We start from the raw sequence: 15,826 nt of genomic DNA, 5'->3' as shown, positions 1-15,826 counted from the left end.
GAGAGGTTTTATTCCAATATTTTCATAACATTAAAAAAATTAAAAACTTTTAAAATTACTTGTCAACTTTTTTTTTATTAATATAATTTTTTAATATGTAACCTGATAGCAATAATTTTGAAAGGGGAGCTATTTTTATGAGAAAAGCAAAATATTTCAATCTTTTAACTTTATTAATAAATTTAATATTTTTAATTTCCCAAAGTATTACATTTGCACAAGGTATTCAAATATTTCCGTTAACATCTTATCCATTTATTCAAAATCAGCAACTACAAACCCAACAAACATTACCTCAAATACAACAAACATTACCTCAAACATCAACACAAAACCAATTGACACCTCAACTTTTTTTTCAAACAAGTTTAACACAACCTCAGGTATTACAACCCTACCAATTACCTGAAGAAGCTTCAGATTTTGAACAATATGTTTCTGAAAAAATAATAATTACTGATACTCAATTGGAGGTTCTTAAAAAATGGGATGATATCAGTTTTTCTCACACCTCAACACCTCCATCTGGCAAAATTGCAGTTCCAGTAAAGGTTGTTAAATATGTTGATAGACAAGGAATTTTGACTCCATTAGAAATAGATGCAGGATTTTTAATTGGAACTTCACAAGCAATAACTACTGCATTTAAAACCTTAGGAATTAAAAATTCTGTAGTAATTTCTACTGATCTTAAACAATTTGGTTATGACTTTTTTAGACAACCGCCTTCAACATTTGCTCCTGTTGATAAAATTCCTGTCTCACCAGAGTATGTAATTGGTCCGGGTGACGAAATAAGGGTATCTTTATGGGGAAGTATTGAAGGTAATTTTGTTTCTGTAGTTGATAGAGATGGAAATATTAATCTTCCAAAAGTAGGTACTATTTATGTTGCTGGTCTTACATTTAAAGAATTAAAAGAAGTTCTTAATAGAGAATTTTCAAAATATTTTAAAAATTTTGAAATGAATATAAGTATGGGACAACTCAAAACAATAAAGGTATACGTAGTTGGGAATGCAAAAGCTCCAGGGGCTTATTCAGTTTCATCTCTTTCTACTCTTATAAATGCCCTTTTTGAAGCAGGAGGACCAAGTAAAACAGGTTCAATGAGAGATATACAGGTAAAAAGAAACGGAAAAACAATTGTTCATTTTGATATGTATGAATTTCTTCTTAAAGGTGATAAAACTAAAGATATTAGGCTTATGCCAGAGGATGTTATTTTCATTCCACCTGCTGGACCGCTTGTAGCAATAGCAGGAAGTGTAAAAGTACCAGCTATATATGAATTAAAAGATGAAAAAACAGTAGGAGATCTTATAAAGCTTGCAGGTGGGTTAACTGAAATAGCATTTAAAGGGAGAGTCCAAATAGAAAGAGTTATTGATAATATAAGACAAATAGTTTTTGAAGCTGACCTTGAATCAGCTTTAAATTATGAACTTAAAAAAGGAGATATAGTAAAAGTTTTCCCAATTTTCCCAGATAAAAGGTTTGTAAGAATTTATGGAGCTATTCAAAGACCAGGTGAGTACGGATTTAAAGAAGGAATGACAGTTCGTGAACTTATAATGATGGCAGGTGGATTTAAATATTATGCCTATACAGAAAAAGCTGAACTTACAAGGGTTACCCCTACCCCACAAGGTCCAAAAACAGAAAAAATTATTTTTTCACCAGAAAAAGCTCTTAAGGAAGATCCAGAACATAACATTAAACTTCAACAAGATGATTATATCTTTATAAGAACTGTTCCTGAATGGGAACTTTATAAAACTGTTACTATAGCAGGAGAAGTTAAATTCCCCGGAACCTATACAATCAAAAAAGGTGAAAAACTTTCAAGTCTTATTGAAAGAGCAGGTGGATTTACTGATAAAGCTTATTTAAGAGGTGCTATTTTTATAAGACCATCTGTAAAAGAAATTCAACAAAGACAAATAGATGAAATGATTGATAGGCTTGAGCGAGAACTTTTAAGTATAAGTTCTGCATCAATTGCAGGAGCTTTAACAGCTGAAGAGGCAAAAATTTTGCAAGTTGAGACAGAACAAAAAAGACAATTTATACAAAGATTAAGACAACTCAGAGCCTTAGGAAGAATGGTTGTTAAAATTGATGAACCTGAGAAATTAAAAGGCACCCCTTTTGATATAGAACTTGAAGACGGAGATTATATTTATATACCTCAAAAACCTGCAACAATTCAGGTAATAGGTTCAGTTTTTAATCAAGGGGCTTTTATCTACGATAAAAATAAAACACTTTCAGATTATATTGAACTTGCTGGTAGCTATACACAAAATGCCGATAAGAAAAATGTATTTGTTCTTAAAGTAGATGGTTCTGCAGTAAGACCTAATAAAGGTCTTTTTGGTTTAAAATGGAGCAAATCTCTTTATAGATGGGAATATAATTTAGAACTTGAACCAGGTGATACAATAGTTGTTCCTGAAAAACTTGTAAGAATTGCCTGGTTAAGAGAAATAAAAGATATTACCGAAATAATCTTCCACATGGCAGTTACAGCAGGAGTGTTGATTGCTGCTGGTAAGTAAAATCGTCCTTGCGATTTTTATTAGCTTTATTATTGTTTCAAACTCCTTTGCAGAAGAATATCTCCCTATTGATGATGAAGCCTATTTTTTTCTTCAAAGGCTTGAGGCAGAAGGTATAATTCAAAGTGGGCTCCTTTCAACAAAACCATTGAGCAGAAAAGAAATTGCAAGACTTATAAAAGAAGCTGAAGAAAATTCAAAAGATAAAAGTTTATATATAAAATCGATTGTAAAAAAACTTAAAGAAAGATTTAATGAAGAATTCAGAAAAGTTGATTTTATTAAACCAGTCGATTCAATATATACAAAATATTTTTACCAAGACATAAATCTACAATCACTTAATTATAATAATGATGGTGATAAATTAGAGAAAGGTTCAAACTTAAGAATAGGATTTGAAACAAGGGCTAAATTAGATAATATTTCATATTATCTTAATCCTGAATTAAGAACTTCAGACAGTAAAGATTGTTTAATTATAAAAAGAGGTTATTTGGTTTTAGGTTTTGATGGAATTGATATCAGAGTTGGGAAGGATTCACAATGGTGGGGACCTGGTGTTCATGGAAGTATTCTTTTATCAAATAATGCTCCACCTTTTACTATGATAAATATTACAAATCCTATGCCAACTCTTCTTCCGTCTTTTTTAAAATATCTTGGGCCTTTTAAGTTTAATTTTTTTGTAACAAGACTTGAAGAAGATAGAGATATACCAGAACCTTATTTGTGGGGCTTAAGAATTAATTTTAAACCTACTCCTTATACTGAAATTTCTTTTGAAAGAACAGCACTTCTTGGAGGAAAGGGAAGATCTGAAAGTTTAAGAACATGGTTTTATAGTTTTACAGGAAAAGGTGAAAATGTTGCAGGTGTTGAAGCTGGCGATCAAAGAGCAGGGGGTGATATTAAAATAACTATTCCCTGGAAAAGACAGCCTTTTCAAGCTTATTTTTCTGCAGATGGAGAAGATGAGGCAGGAGGACTTCCTTATAAATGGGCATATCTTTATGGAATTTACTTACCAAGAATAGGAAATATTGAAGAATTAAGTTTGAGATTAGAATATGCAAAAACTTCCCCAGTTTGGTATATACATCATATTTATACAAGTGGATACACTTATAAAGGATGGATTATCGGCCATCATATGGGAAGAGACTCAAATGATCTTTATCTTGAATTAACTTACCTTTCTCCTGATATTGGTAAATTTTCCATTTTTTATGATAGAGAAAAATATAATATTACAAATAGTAAAAAAACTGAAGTAGGATTAAATTTTAGCGTAAGGATAAAAAAATTTGATTTTAATCTAAAATATACTAAAGCTCGGTTTGAAGAAATTCCTGTTAAAAATGGAGAACTTTTAAATTTTGGCATAAAATATAATTTTTGATATAATAAAAAGCTCGATATAATAAAAAGATACAAAAAGGGGCACAGAGATGAATGAAGAAATAAAAAAAATTGAAGAAGATGAAATAAACCTTATTGATTTATTTTTAGTTCTTGCTAAAAGAAAATCTCTTATAATAGGGATTACCTTAACAGTTGCCATTATTACAGCTATTATAAGTCTTATAATCCCACCTATCTATAAAGCAGAAACAAAATTTCTCCCTCCTCAACAATCAAGTTTAACTGCTTCTCAATTACTTTCTCAAACAGTAGAGCAAATGACTGGAATTGCTCCTGAAATGTTAGGGGTAAAGAGTATTTCTGATCTTTATGCAGAGATTCTTAAAAGTAATACAATCCTTGACGGAATAATTGATAAATTTGATCTAATGAAGGTTTATGATGTTAGTTACAGGGTTGATGCAAGAAAAAAACTTCTTAGCAATATTGAAGTATCAGTTGATAAAAAAAGCGGTATTATTAAACTTTCTGTATATGATAAAGATCCAAAGAGAGCAGCTGATATGGCAAATGCTTTTGTAGAAGAATTAAAAAATTTGACTAAAAATTTAGGAATAACTGAGGCATCGAAGAGAAGAATTTATTTTGAAGAGCGATTAAAAGAAGTAAAGGAAGAACTTGCAAAGGCAGAAGAAGATATGAAAAGATTCCAAGAAAAGACTGGTACCGTAAGTGTTGAAGAGCAGGCAAAAGCAGTAATAGGTTCAATAGCAAATTTGAGGGCTCAAATAGCAGCAAAGGAGGCTGAAATAAAAGCAATGAAAACATATGCAACACCTAATAATCCTGAACTAAAAAGAGCAGAAGAAGCTTTAAAAACATTAAGAGCTGAACTTTCAAGACTTGAAGCTAAAGGTGGAAGCAATCCAAATCCACTTATACCAACTCAAAGGTTTCCAGAAGTAAGTAAAGAATATTTAAGAAAAATGAGAGATTTAAAATTTTATGAAGACCTATATGGATTTCTTTTAAAAGCTTATGAAGCAGCAAAACTTGATGAAGCAAAAGATGCACCAGTAATTGCAGTTATTGATAAAGCAACCCCACCTGAAAGAAAAGCTAAACCTAAAAGAACTATTATGGTTCTTGTTGCAACTATTTCAGCCTTCTTTTTCTCTATTTTTATTGCCTTTTTTAAAGAATATATAGAAAAGATAAACCAAGACCCAGAACAAAAGCAAAAGATTGAAACAATAAAAAATTACCTTAATTTTAGCTTTAATTTTAAGAAAATTAATTTTAAGAGAAAGATTTTTAATAAGAGTTGAAAAGTTGAAAAAAGACTTCTCTTATCTCTTTTCTTTGGAGTATCTTTATGAGTGTTAAAGAATGCCAGTCAAATTTTAATTTTTTACTGATGTAATCTATAAAACCATCTGATTTTACCATAGTAAATAGCTTTTCAATTTGCTCATCTGTGAGTTTTCCCCACATTTTTCTTAAAAAGTAGCCTCTTTTTATTTCATTTCCGATTTTGCTTTTCCATTTTTTATCATATGAACTTAGTCTTTCAGAGCTAAAATCTCCTTTTTTAAAAGCTTTTAACACCTCTTCTCCTGCAATCTCTGCACAAATTAGTCCAAAATAAATCCCTCCTCCCGTAGTTGTTTTAACTTGTCCTGCACATTCTCCAACTGAAATTATTCTCTCACCAAAAGTTTTAGAAACAAGTCCTTGTGCAATAGGTTTATATCTGACTTCTTCTAAATCTTCAGTAAATAAATAACTTTTTGCCAGATTTTTAAACCCCTCTCTCGGAGAACCCTCTGTTATAAGCCCAACTCGAGCAAAATTTTCTTTTTCAGGAACAATCCACCCAAAACCTCCTTTAGAAATTGAAGAACCAGTTATTATGGTAACAAAATCTTCTTTTAACTTTACCTTCTTTTGAGCACCTTTTAAAAAATTAACAGGATAATCAAGTCCAAGTTTTTTACAAAGCCTTATTCTAAAACCTGTTGCAAGTATTATCATTTTGCCTTTAAATTTTTCAACTTGAAAATCTTTCAAATTTTGGGTAATTACTTCTACTCCGTTTCTTAAAATATTTATATCAAATACTTTGTAAGAAAATCTAAATTCTACTCCCTTTGATTTAGCATCTATAAAAAGGGTGGTATCAAATTTTCCTCTATCTATAACATAAGCAAGGGGTGATGAGTGAGTATAAAGGATTGAGGTCCCAAAGGGAGAAATTAATTTAACAGTTCTAATTTCCCTTATAATTGAATCTTTTGAGATATCAAATTTTTCGAAAAATTCTTTGCTAACTATCCCTGTGCATAATATATTTTTCCCAATTTCTTCTTTTTCTTCTAAAACTAAAACATCTAATCCAGCTTCTCCAAGAATTTTAGCAGTATAAAGACCTGCAGGTCCTCCTCCTATAACAATTACATCATATATCTTTCTTACTTCCTTCATTTCCCTTTCTCCTCAGTATGAATTTTTAGAAAAATTATTCTTGTCTTTTCTTACCAATCCTTTTATCCCAGCGAAGCGTAAAGGTATTATAAAAAGAAAGTAAAATTAGTTTTATATCAAGCCAAAAACTCATTTTCTCTATGTATTCTAAGTCGTATTTTAATTTTTTATAAGGATCATCTTCTGGGTTGTAAACTTGGGAAAGACCGGTAAGTCCAGGGCAAACTGCAAGTCTTTTTTCAAAGCCTGGTATCTTTTTTTCAAGAAACTTTTGCTCCTCAACTGCCAGAGCTCTTGGTCCAACAAAACTCATATCTCCTTTGAGTATACTTAGTAAACTTGGCAATTCATCTAAGGCAGTGCGACGAAGAAATCTCCCAACTTTAGTTATTCGAGGATCATTCTCAAATGTCCACGCCACTGAAGCTTGTTTCTCAGCATCAGGTATCATTGAGCGAAATTTTAAAATCCGAAATATTTTACCATCTTTACCTACTCTCTCTTGAGAATAAAAAATAGGGCCACCATCTTCTAATTTAATTGCGATAGCAATAATAAGCCAAAGTGGTAAAGAAAGAATAAGCCCAATAGATGCTAAAAATATATCAAAAAGTCTCTTAAATATGAAATATCTTTTCACCTTTTTATCTATGTAATCTTAATTTTTAAAGTAAAATATTATACATAATTCTTAAACTTTAGTCAAATATCTTCTCCTTTCAGGGGTATGTTTATAAAATTGGAACTCTTTTAATTTTTGCAAAAAAGATGTATAATTGAAAAATAAAAAATCTTGGGATAAAGGGCGATGCAAGTTATTCCGATAGACCTTTACGAAAGTTTAGAAGAGTTAGACCCCAAAACAAAAGCTGTTATTCTTAAGTTAATAAAATACTGGGGAGAGATTGTAAGAAGGGAAGATTTTTTAGATCTAAATGAAGAAGTTAAAAAACTTACAAAAACAGTTGCAGAACTTGCCGAGGCTCAAAAATCAGCAGAAGAAAGATTAACAAGACTTGAAAAAACAGTTGCAGAACTCGCTGAGGCTCAAAAATCAGCAGAAGAAAGATTAACAAGGCTTAAAAAAACAGTTGCAGAACTTGCCGAGGCTCAAAAAAGAACCGAAGAAAAATTAGAAAAGCTTATAGATGAACATAGAAAGACAAGAGAACAGCTTGGTGGTTTAGCTCATAGTATTGGATATTTTATAGAAAATGAGGCTTATAAATATCTTCCTGCACTTCTTCAAAGAGATTTTAATATAAAAATAGAAGGAAGACTAATAAGAGACTATATAGAAGTTGCACTTAATAAATATGAGGAGATAAACATTTATGGCAAAGGCAAAATTAACGGAAAATCTGTAGTAATTTTAGGTGAAGCTAAAAGTCAGCTTAAAAAGTCAGATATAGATAATTTCCTTAAAAAAGTTGAAAAAATAAGCAAATTCTTTCCTGAAGAAAAGGTCCTTATTTGTGTAACTCATCAAACATCTCCTCAGATAAGGAAATATGCTGAAAGCAAAGGAATTAAACTCTATTTTACTTATGAATTTTATTAAGTTCTAAAGTTTTTTCTTAATTTAGTTTTTTGCTTAAATTTAAAAAATTTTGGAAGTTTTTAATTGAAATTAAGGGTTTTGGTAAATGTTTATATATATTTTAGATGAAAATTGGGCAACATGTGGTATTATTTTTAAAAAAGATAATATAAAAGCAAATTTAATTTGCAGGAAAATAATACAAAAATAAGGAGTAAAATATGTCTACTATTAAAAACAATTTAAAAGATTTAATCGATCAATTACCTCCTGAACTTCAGCAAGAAGTACAAGACTTTGTAGAATTTCTTTTAGAAAAAAAGGTAATTAAATTTAAGAAAGAGAAAAGAAAAAAATTAAAACTCGATTGGAGAGGAGCTCTTCGTGATTTGCGTACTAAATATACTTCAGTGGATTTACAACATAAAATTCTTGAATGGTGGAATGATTGATGTATCTTCTTGATACTAATATCTTTTTGGAATTAATTCTTGATCAAGAAAAAGCTGATGATGTTGAAAAATTTTTGCGTTCTGCTCAAAAAGAAAAACTTTATATTTCTGAATTCTCTCTTTATTCTGTAGGCATTATACTGTTTAGACAAAAATTATATGACATATTTATAAGATTTGTAGATGATCTTATCTTTACTTATGGAATTCATTTAGTGAAATTAGCTCCAAAAGATATTAAACAATTGGTAGAAGTTGCTAAACAATTTAATCTTGATTTTGATGATGCATATCAATACACCATAGCTGAACTTTATGATCTTAAGATTGTCAGTTTTGACAGTGATTTTGATCGCACAAAAAGAGGTCGTAAGACCCCAGAAGATATATTAAAAGAGTTTAAACTTTAGACCTATTAAGTTTAAATATCTCCTTGTTTTTTCATAAGATAAAGCTTACTTTTAATAAATTTATGAGCTCCCAATCACTTAAGTTTCCCTCTAATCCTGTACTCATCTAATTAAACTTTTTAACTCCTCCCTCCAGTCTCTTATAGTGATCCCTAAGGCTTTGCTAATTTTTTCATTACTCATCACCGACCACTTTGGTCTTTTAGCAGGAAGATTAAAATCAGCTTGCAAAGCAGGATAAATAAGCTTATTTATCCCTTTTAACTTAAAATACTCTTTTGCCCACTCATAGCGAGAGGCATAGCCAGAATTTGTTAGATGAGAAAGCCCGGTCAATCCCTCATCAAGAGCCTTAAGGGTTACTTCAACGATCGTTCTGGTAGATGTTGGCACCGAAAACTCATCAACCGCTATTTTTAATACTTCCTGTTTCTTAGCCCATTCTTCAAGCTTATAAAGAAAGTTTTGAGTACCCTTTCCATAAACCCAGCTTACCCGAAAGATTAGATAATTTTCAAGTACTTCTTGTATAAAGAATTCCCCAAAAAGTTTACTTTTTCCATATTCATTTAGGGGATTAGGCTGATCTTCCTCCGTATAAAATCCTGTCTTTGTCCCGTCAAACACATAATCCGTTGAGTAATGAACAAGCTTTGCCTTAATTTCTCTTGCAGAGATGGCTAAGTTATAAACCCCGATAGTATTTACTTTATAGGCAAGATGTTTTTCCTTTTCAGCTAAATCTACCTGATTGTAAGCTGAACAATTAATAATAATATCTGGTTTAATCTCTTTGATTGTTTGATAAACTTTCTCAAAGTCGGAAACATCAAGCTCGTCCTTAGGGAAAGCAGCAAAACCATAGCCTTTTTCTTGAAAATAGGATATAAATTCTCTTGCAAGCTGTCCTCGTGCCCCAGTAATAAGAAATTTCATTTTTTGTAAACTTTCTTCCAGAAATCTTTAAGCTCAGCTACCTTTCTTTCAAGCCAATCTCTGTGTTCCAAATACCACCTAACTGTTAGAGCCAGTCCAGTTTCAAAATCAGTCTTTGCCTTCCAGCCAAGCTCCCTATTAATTTTACTTGCATCCATCGCGTATCTATAGTCATGTCCTGGTCTATCCTTTACGAACTCGATCAAACTTTCAGGTTTTCCAAGGAGCTTAAGTATTGCCTTTACCACCTCTATGTTTCTCTTTTCAATCCCGCTTGCGATGTTGTAGACCTCACCTGGAATACCCCTTTCCAAAACCATTAAAATAGCCTCTGCACAATCAGAAACGTATAACCATTCCCTCACGTTTTGCCCTGTGCCATATATTGGGATAGGCTCATCTTTTAATGCCTTAGCTATAACTACAGGAATTAGCTTTTCCGGATACTGCCAAGGCCCGTAGTTATTTGATGGTCTAACAGTAATCACAGGAAGACCATAGGTTCTAAAATAAGCCCTTCCAAGCATGTCTTGACTTGCTTTGCTGACCGAATAAGGAGAATTGGGCTTAAGAGGAGAATCTTCCGTAAACTTTCCGGCATCCCCAAGCTCGCCATAAACTTCATCGGTTGACACATTAACAAATCTTTTAACTTTAAAAGCCTTGGCAAGCTCAAGTATATTAAAAGTCCCCTCAATGTTTGTTTGTAAAAAGGCTCTTGGTTCAAGGATGCTCCTATCTACATGACTTTCTGCAGCAAAATGGACTACTGCATCAGGTCTTTCCTGCTTAAATACCTCCTCAAGACAAGCATAATCTTTAATATCTACTTGATAAAAGTTTATCTTAGATTTAACCTCTTTTAGTCTTTCAAGGTCGCCTGCGTAGGTAAGGGCGTCAACTACCGCAACCTGATAGCCCTTTCTAACTGCTTGCCTAACAAATTCACTCCCAATGAAACCTGCTCCTCCTGTAACAAGTAGCTTCATTTCTAACCTCTGTAATAAAAATTTATTTCAGCATCCTTTAGCCTCGGTAGCTTTGCATCTTTAGAAGAAAGTATCGGATCTTTAATAGGCCAAGGAATGTTTAAATCTGGATCATTCCAGATTATCCCTCGGTCTAATTCTGGTGCATATTCCTCAGTGCATTTATAGATTATTTCACAATCTTCAAGTGCAACAAACCCGTGGGCAAAGCCAGCTGGGATCCACAGCATGCATTTATTTTCTTCGGAAAGTTCTACCGCAATCCATTTCCCAAACCAAGGAGAGCCAAGGCGAAGGTCAACTGCAACATCCCAAATCTTTCCTTTAATACACCTTATAAGCTTTCCTTGCGCCTTTGGCTCAAGCTGATAATGTAACCCTCTCAGTACACCCTTTTTAGATTTAGAATGATTATCCTGGCAAAAAGAAAAATCTATCCCAGCCTTTGCGAAATCAGAAGCCTTGTATGTTTCCATAAAAAAGCCTCTATCATCCTCAAAAACCTTAGGCTTAACAAGCACTACATCTGGAATCTCAAGTCTTATAAATTCAAAGGGCATAGGATTTTAATCAAAAATTTTATTCGCAACTTAAAAATTCTTCAATTGTAAGCTTGGCCTGTCTTAAAATACCACGTAAAGTACCTATTGCTAACTCCTTGTGCAAAGGAACTACACAAACAATTTCTCCTTCAGATGTTTGCTTCTTTAAAACTACATGACTGCCACGTTGACGAACTTTATAAAATCCTAATTTCTCTAATCTTCTTATAACTTCTTCACCTGAAATATTCTTTAGTTTAAACATTAATTGTAGTGTCAAAAGTAGAAATAATAGGCTTCGAGCTCTTTCTTAGTACAAACTCTTTAATATATAAACCAGTTGATGACCCTTCTTTTGATAAGCATTCTTCAAGATACAGCTCAGTTGCCTCTTTAAGATTAGCAATTGCTTCCTCAATTGTGTATCCCTGGCTTACCGTCCCAACTTCAGGACATTCTGCTACGTAAATATCACCTTCTTTATAAATAACAGCAGTAAATGTACGTATTAACATCAAATCACCTCCTTCTTTTGTTTAACTCATACCTAAACTATCAATGAGATTTTAGCTTTAAATTCTCTTAAAAATTATCTCGTTGCTTTTTAGAAAAATTTTTAATTCCCTCGAGGGATTTCATTTTTGCATATTCATTTAGCTTCTAAGTAATAAGATACATAAATTTAAACATAATTCAAGGAACCTCAAAAGTAATTCCAAAATCCTGGCGACTACTCATCAACCAATTTCAACAAATACTTCCCATACTCAGTTTTGCTTAAAGGCTTTGCAAGTTTAATCAAGGCTTCTCTATCAATCCAGCCGTTTCTGTAAGCAATCTCTTCTATACACCCAATCATAAGTCCGGTTCGCTTTTCAATCGTTGCTACAAACTCCCCTGCTTCTAAAAAGCTATCATGAGTTCCTGCATCAAACCAGGCAAAACCTCTTCCAAGTAGCTTTACCTTTAAACTCCCCTCTTTTAAATACTCTTCAAGCACAGAAGTTATCTCATACTCTCCCCTTTTTGAGGGCTTAACTCTTTTTGCCACTTCAGGTGCCTTCTCATCAAAGAAGTAAACTCCTATCACCGCATAATTAGATTTTGGCTTTTTTGGCTTTTCTTCAATTGAAAGAACTCTCCCAGAGGCATCAAACTCAACTACACCAAACCTTTCAGGGTCTGGCACTGCATAGCCAAAGCAAAAAGCCCCACCCTCTGTTAAAACCTCATTTAAAGCTTCTTCTAAAACTAAAGGCAAATTATGCCCAAAAACTACATTATCCCCAAGAAGATAGAAAACACTGCTTCCATCTAAAAACTTCTCAGCAAGGATTAATCCTTCAGCCAATCCCCTTGGCTTTTCTTGAATAATATAAGAAATCTTCATTCCTAAATGAGAACCATCCCCAAAAAGCTTTTCAAAGCTCTCCCTATCCTGAGGATTAACAACTAAGGCTATGTCTCTAATTTTTAAAAGCATAGCTAAAGAGAGGGGATAATAGATCATAGGTTTATTGTAGATAGGAAGAAGATGCTTATTTACCACCTGAGTAACCGGATAAAGCCTTGTTCCTGAGCCACCTGCAAGAATCACCGCTTTAATTTGAGAGTTCATGAGTCCATTTAAAGTTTTTATTTTTTCAAAACTATTTCATAAACTTCTATTATTCTATCAGCTACCGAATCAATTTCAAATTCTTTAAATCTTTCAAAAGCGTTTTTTGAAAATTTTTCGTAAAGTTTTTCATCAGATAAAATTGTATTTATAGCCTCTGCCAATGCTTTTGGATTTTTAGGAGGAACAATCAATCCAGTTTCGTTATGTTTATTTATATAATTCATTCCAGATCCTTCTACATTTGTTGTAACGAGAGGTTTCCCAAAATATAAAGCTTCTACTAAAACCAAACCGAAAGCTTCATTTCTACTAATAGAGGGTAGACAAAATAGATCACAATTTTTCATATACACCGATACATTATTGACTCTGCCAAGCAATAAGACCTTATCCTTCAGGTTTAATTTTTCAATTTTGTCTTTTAAAGTTCCATACAAAGGACCTCCACCAGCTATAAGAACAACTGTATCATCTTTTAAAAATTGGCTCGCCTCGACGAGGTATTCAAAACCTTTGTATTCTATAAGCCTCCCAACAGCTAAAACGACCTTCTTATTGTTTATCTTTTCTTTTATTCCATCAAATTCCCTTAAGTCCTGTTCGTTAATCTTAAGCCTTTTTGGGTTTAGCCCTAAAGGAATCACTATTGCTTTATTTTTGTAGCTTTTTATTTGTTTGGATGTTTCGAGATATTGAAGAGAAGTTGCTATTATTTTATCTGCCTTTTTTAAAACCTTTTGCTGAATAGGTTTATAAAAAAAATAAGAAATTTTCTGTCTTACTATATCTGAGTGCCAATGAATTATAATTTTTTTATCCGTTATTAATGTCAATATTTCAGCCAATGGATTCGGGCTATGCACATGAATAATATCGTAGTGCTCAATTATTTTTCTATAAGTTTTGATATAATCATAAGATAAAGGGGCAGAATTCAACTTAAGATTCATCTTGCAAGCAAAATATTTAAAGTTATTATAGTTATCCTCTCTTGTGTCCTCACCAAAACAAAGTAAATCCACTTTTATGCCTTTTTTATTTAAAGCTTCAAGTAGGTCAAAAGAAAAAACCTCTATACCCCCTTCATTAGGTGGACAAAGTTTGCCAAGATGGAGCACTTTCATAGTTTTCTTCCAACGAAATTTTAAATATAATTTTTGCGTAATAATTCCAATTAAAATACTTTTGAATTGTTTTAACAGCATTTTTGCTCAAAGTATTAAATAAAGTGGGATTTTCTTCAATTATTTTTATTTTTTTTATAAATTCAATTGAATTATTAAATTCTACGATATTATCCATATCTTTAAATACTTTTACAGTTTTAACATCATATCCTGTAGCAAAAACAACTTTCCCTAAAGCCATACCGTGAAGTATTTTCAACCTTAATCCGCTTCCCATAATGGTAGGAGATATTACATATTTATGCTTACATAATTCTTCATCAATATTTTCTATAAATCCCAAAAATCTTATATTAAATTGTTCTAAATTATGAATACCTAAAATTTTCTTCCATTTACGTTCTGAACCGCTAGTTATTGAAAGAACAAGATTATTTTGTTTAATATAATCAAAAGATGGTATCCAAATTTTTTCTATAAACCATTTTACACTTATTTGATTTTGTATAGTTGTAATATTAGTAGGTATAATAAATGCTTTACTATACTCATTACCTTCACAAGTCTTATTAATCTCAAATCCATCATATAGCACATAAAATTTACTTACTAAGTCTGGTCTTAATCTTTTTGCTGTTTCGTAATCATGGTCAGAAATAAAAAAAATTTTATCAAACAACTCCCAATATTTCTGTTCTAAAAATCTTGACTTCTTTAATTGCCATATACCTATTAATTTATATACTGGATTTTTTGTTAAATTAACAAATTGCTCTACCAAAGAAAATTCAATATTATGTTCGCGCAGGTATATTTTTAAATTAGGATTAAATTTTTTTAATTTTACAGCATACAAAGCCATATGGGGAGCACTCGTAAAATTGTAGTTTATATTTTCCTTGATCATAAGCTTTACGCATAATTTATAGATCTCATCAGAATAATACTTATACCATTTGAATGGAATTTTATTAAATACATTCTTTAATAAATCTATAATTTTATCATCTGTATTTTTTACAACAGGAAAATATTTAACCCCCATATTCTCAAAATGTTTTATCGCTCTGTTTACTTTCTTGTCTATTTGTTTAACGGGTGTTATAAAGAAAATTTCAAAAAATTTACTTAAATATTTTACTGGATAATAAATACTTATCTTACCACCATCTATTGGTGGATATGGATTTTGAGGAGCTAAAAATAAAAGTTTAGGTTTCATTACGTATAGCCTTCTGTTGTTTGTAATACATTACCTCAATAAAAGCGATGGGAAGCCAAATAACATAAAGTAATGTGTAATCTGAACCTATTAAAAGTTGAATAAATATGTATAAAATTAAAATTTCAAGTATAATTTTCTTTGAAGTATTTATGTCAAGTTTTTTTATATACTTCAAACTATTCCTAAAAATTATTAACCAAAATATTACTCCAACCCATCCACTAAGCATTACAGCTTGTGGTATTCCAGCTTTTGCTCCTATGTTTTCCCCTGTGGATATCATATCTGAAATTTCAGCATACGAAAGAGGAATACCAAATAAATTTGTAAATAGAGTATTTGCAATTTCATAGCTTTGATCAAGAATTTTAGGATAATATAAAAGGTAACTTCCATAGCCTAAGCCTAAAGGATACTTGAATAAAATTATGATTACGGAAATTAAAGAAGAAAATCTTGTTGAGAAAGACGAGAAATTATTTATATCTATGTAAAGAGAAGGAAGAGAAAACTTCACTAAAAGATAAGATGCTATTAGTAATATCAATAAAAGAAGAATAGCATATTTTATATT

17 protein-coding genes are annotated in these 15,826 nt (G+C 31.5%); 6 read left to right on the top strand and 11 right to left on the bottom strand.

What is annotated here, in order from left to right; all coding sequences use genetic code 11:
* Positions 1-137 precede the first annotated feature (137 nt).
* From TOPB45_RS01890 to TOPB45_RS01880, 3 genes are read left to right on the top strand one after another with little or no spacing between them, the layout of a single operon-like run.
* Positions 138-2,561 carry an SLBB domain-containing protein gene (locus tag TOPB45_RS01890; RefSeq protein WP_013909171.1) on the top strand — a complete coding sequence of 808 codons (2,424 nt, stop codon included), beginning with the start codon at positions 138-140 and terminating at the stop codon, positions 2,559-2,561.
* Positions 2,545-3,963, top strand: coding sequence for a capsule assembly Wzi family protein (locus tag TOPB45_RS01885; RefSeq protein ID WP_013909170.1), 1,419 nt, complete (start codon positions 2,545-2,547; stop codon positions 3,961-3,963). The genes TOPB45_RS01890 and TOPB45_RS01885 overlap by 17 nt, the downstream gene beginning before the upstream one ends.
* A gap of 49 nt (positions 3,964-4,012) precedes the next feature.
* Positions 4,013-5,254: a GumC family protein gene (locus TOPB45_RS01880; RefSeq protein ID WP_013909169.1), complete on the top strand. Its 1,242-nt coding sequence runs from the start codon at positions 4,013-4,015 to the stop codon at positions 5,252-5,254.
* Here TOPB45_RS01880 and TOPB45_RS01875 read toward each other — a convergent pair.
* Together TOPB45_RS01875 and TOPB45_RS01870 are read right to left on the bottom strand one after the other, a co-directional pair.
* On the bottom strand, positions 5,241-6,410 hold the full coding sequence (locus TOPB45_RS01875) for a geranylgeranyl reductase family protein (RefSeq protein WP_013909168.1): 1,170 nt from the start codon (positions 6,408-6,410) through the stop codon (positions 5,241-5,243). The genes TOPB45_RS01880 and TOPB45_RS01875 overlap by 14 nt on opposite strands.
* A gap of 34 nt (positions 6,411-6,444) precedes the next feature.
* Positions 6,445-7,050: a sugar transferase gene (locus TOPB45_RS01870; protein WP_013909167.1), complete on the bottom strand. Its 606-nt coding sequence runs from the start codon at positions 7,048-7,050 to the stop codon at positions 6,445-6,447.
* 168 nt (positions 7,051-7,218) lie between these two features.
* On the opposite strand from TOPB45_RS01870, the gene TOPB45_RS01865 reads away from it, so the two are divergent.
* The 3 genes from TOPB45_RS01865 to TOPB45_RS01855 all read left to right on the top strand — a co-directional run bounded on the left by TOPB45_RS01865 (position 7,219) and on the right by TOPB45_RS01855 (position 8,812).
* Positions 7,219-7,971, top strand: coding sequence for a coiled-coil domain-containing protein (locus tag TOPB45_RS01865; protein ID WP_013909166.1), 753 nt, complete (start codon positions 7,219-7,221; stop codon positions 7,969-7,971).
* 200 nt (positions 7,972-8,171) lie between these two features.
* Complete coding sequence (locus tag TOPB45_RS01860) at positions 8,172-8,402, top strand: DUF2281 domain-containing protein (protein ID WP_013909164.1); 231 nt, start codon at positions 8,172-8,174, stop codon at positions 8,400-8,402.
* On the top strand, positions 8,402-8,812 hold the full coding sequence (locus TOPB45_RS01855; protein ID WP_013909163.1) for a type II toxin-antitoxin system VapC family toxin: 411 nt from the start codon (positions 8,402-8,404) through the stop codon (positions 8,810-8,812). Before TOPB45_RS01860 ends, TOPB45_RS01855 begins: the two co-directional genes overlap by 1 nt.
* 102 nt (positions 8,813-8,914) lie before the next feature.
* On the opposite strand, the gene rfbD is transcribed toward TOPB45_RS01855, so the two are convergent.
* The 9 genes from rfbD to TOPB45_RS08865 form a co-directional block, all read right to left on the bottom strand.
* On the bottom strand, positions 8,915-9,748 hold the full coding sequence (rfbD, locus tag TOPB45_RS01850) for a dTDP-4-dehydrorhamnose reductase (RefSeq protein ID WP_013909162.1): 834 nt from the start codon (positions 9,746-9,748) through the stop codon (positions 8,915-8,917).
* A complete protein-coding gene (gene rfbB, locus TOPB45_RS01845; protein ID WP_013909161.1) occupies positions 9,745-10,737 on the bottom strand; it encodes a dTDP-glucose 4,6-dehydratase in 993 nt (330 codons plus the stop codon). Before rfbB ends, rfbD begins: the two co-directional genes overlap by 4 nt.
* Positions 10,738-10,739: 2 nt before the next feature.
* Entirely contained in the window at positions 10,740-11,297 is a 558-nt protein-coding gene (gene rfbC, locus TOPB45_RS01840; protein ID WP_013909160.1) for a dTDP-4-dehydrorhamnose 3,5-epimerase, read from the bottom strand.
* Between the two features lie 19 nt (positions 11,298-11,316).
* Positions 11,317-11,544: a type II toxin-antitoxin system HicA family toxin gene (locus TOPB45_RS01835; protein WP_013909159.1), complete on the bottom strand. Its 228-nt coding sequence runs from the start codon at positions 11,542-11,544 to the stop codon at positions 11,317-11,319.
* Entirely contained in the window at positions 11,537-11,788 is a 252-nt protein-coding gene (locus tag TOPB45_RS01830) for a type II toxin-antitoxin system HicB family antitoxin (protein ID WP_144011510.1), read from the bottom strand. Before TOPB45_RS01830 ends, TOPB45_RS01835 begins: the two co-directional genes overlap by 8 nt.
* A 221-nt stretch (positions 11,789-12,009) precedes the next feature.
* Entirely contained in the window at positions 12,010-12,885 is an 876-nt protein-coding gene (rfbA, locus tag TOPB45_RS01825; RefSeq protein ID WP_041430452.1) for a glucose-1-phosphate thymidylyltransferase RfbA, read from the bottom strand.
* 29 nt (positions 12,886-12,914) lie between these two features.
* Complete coding sequence (locus TOPB45_RS01820; protein ID WP_013909156.1) at positions 12,915-14,024, bottom strand: glycosyltransferase; 1,110 nt, start codon at positions 14,022-14,024, stop codon at positions 12,915-12,917.
* Positions 13,987-15,249: a glycosyltransferase gene (locus tag TOPB45_RS01815; RefSeq protein WP_013909155.1), complete on the bottom strand. Its 1,263-nt coding sequence runs from the start codon at positions 15,247-15,249 to the stop codon at positions 13,987-13,989. Before TOPB45_RS01815 ends, TOPB45_RS01820 begins: the two co-directional genes overlap by 38 nt.
* The gene (locus TOPB45_RS08865) at positions 15,239-15,799 is read right to left on the bottom strand and encodes a hypothetical protein (RefSeq protein ID WP_144011476.1); all 561 of its coding nucleotides are present in this window, start codon (positions 15,797-15,799) and stop codon (positions 15,239-15,241) included. The genes TOPB45_RS01815 and TOPB45_RS08865 overlap by 11 nt, the downstream gene beginning before the upstream one ends.
* Positions 15,800-15,826 lie beyond the last annotated feature (27 nt).

This window comes from Thermodesulfobacterium geofontis OPF15, assembly GCF_000215975.1.
Taxonomy (GTDB): Bacteria; Desulfobacterota; Thermodesulfobacteria; order Thermodesulfobacteriales; family Thermodesulfobacteriaceae; genus Thermodesulfobacterium; species Thermodesulfobacterium geofontis.
Note: the sequence above shows the minus strand (reverse complement) of the source record. Positions and strands in the feature narration are given on the sequence as shown.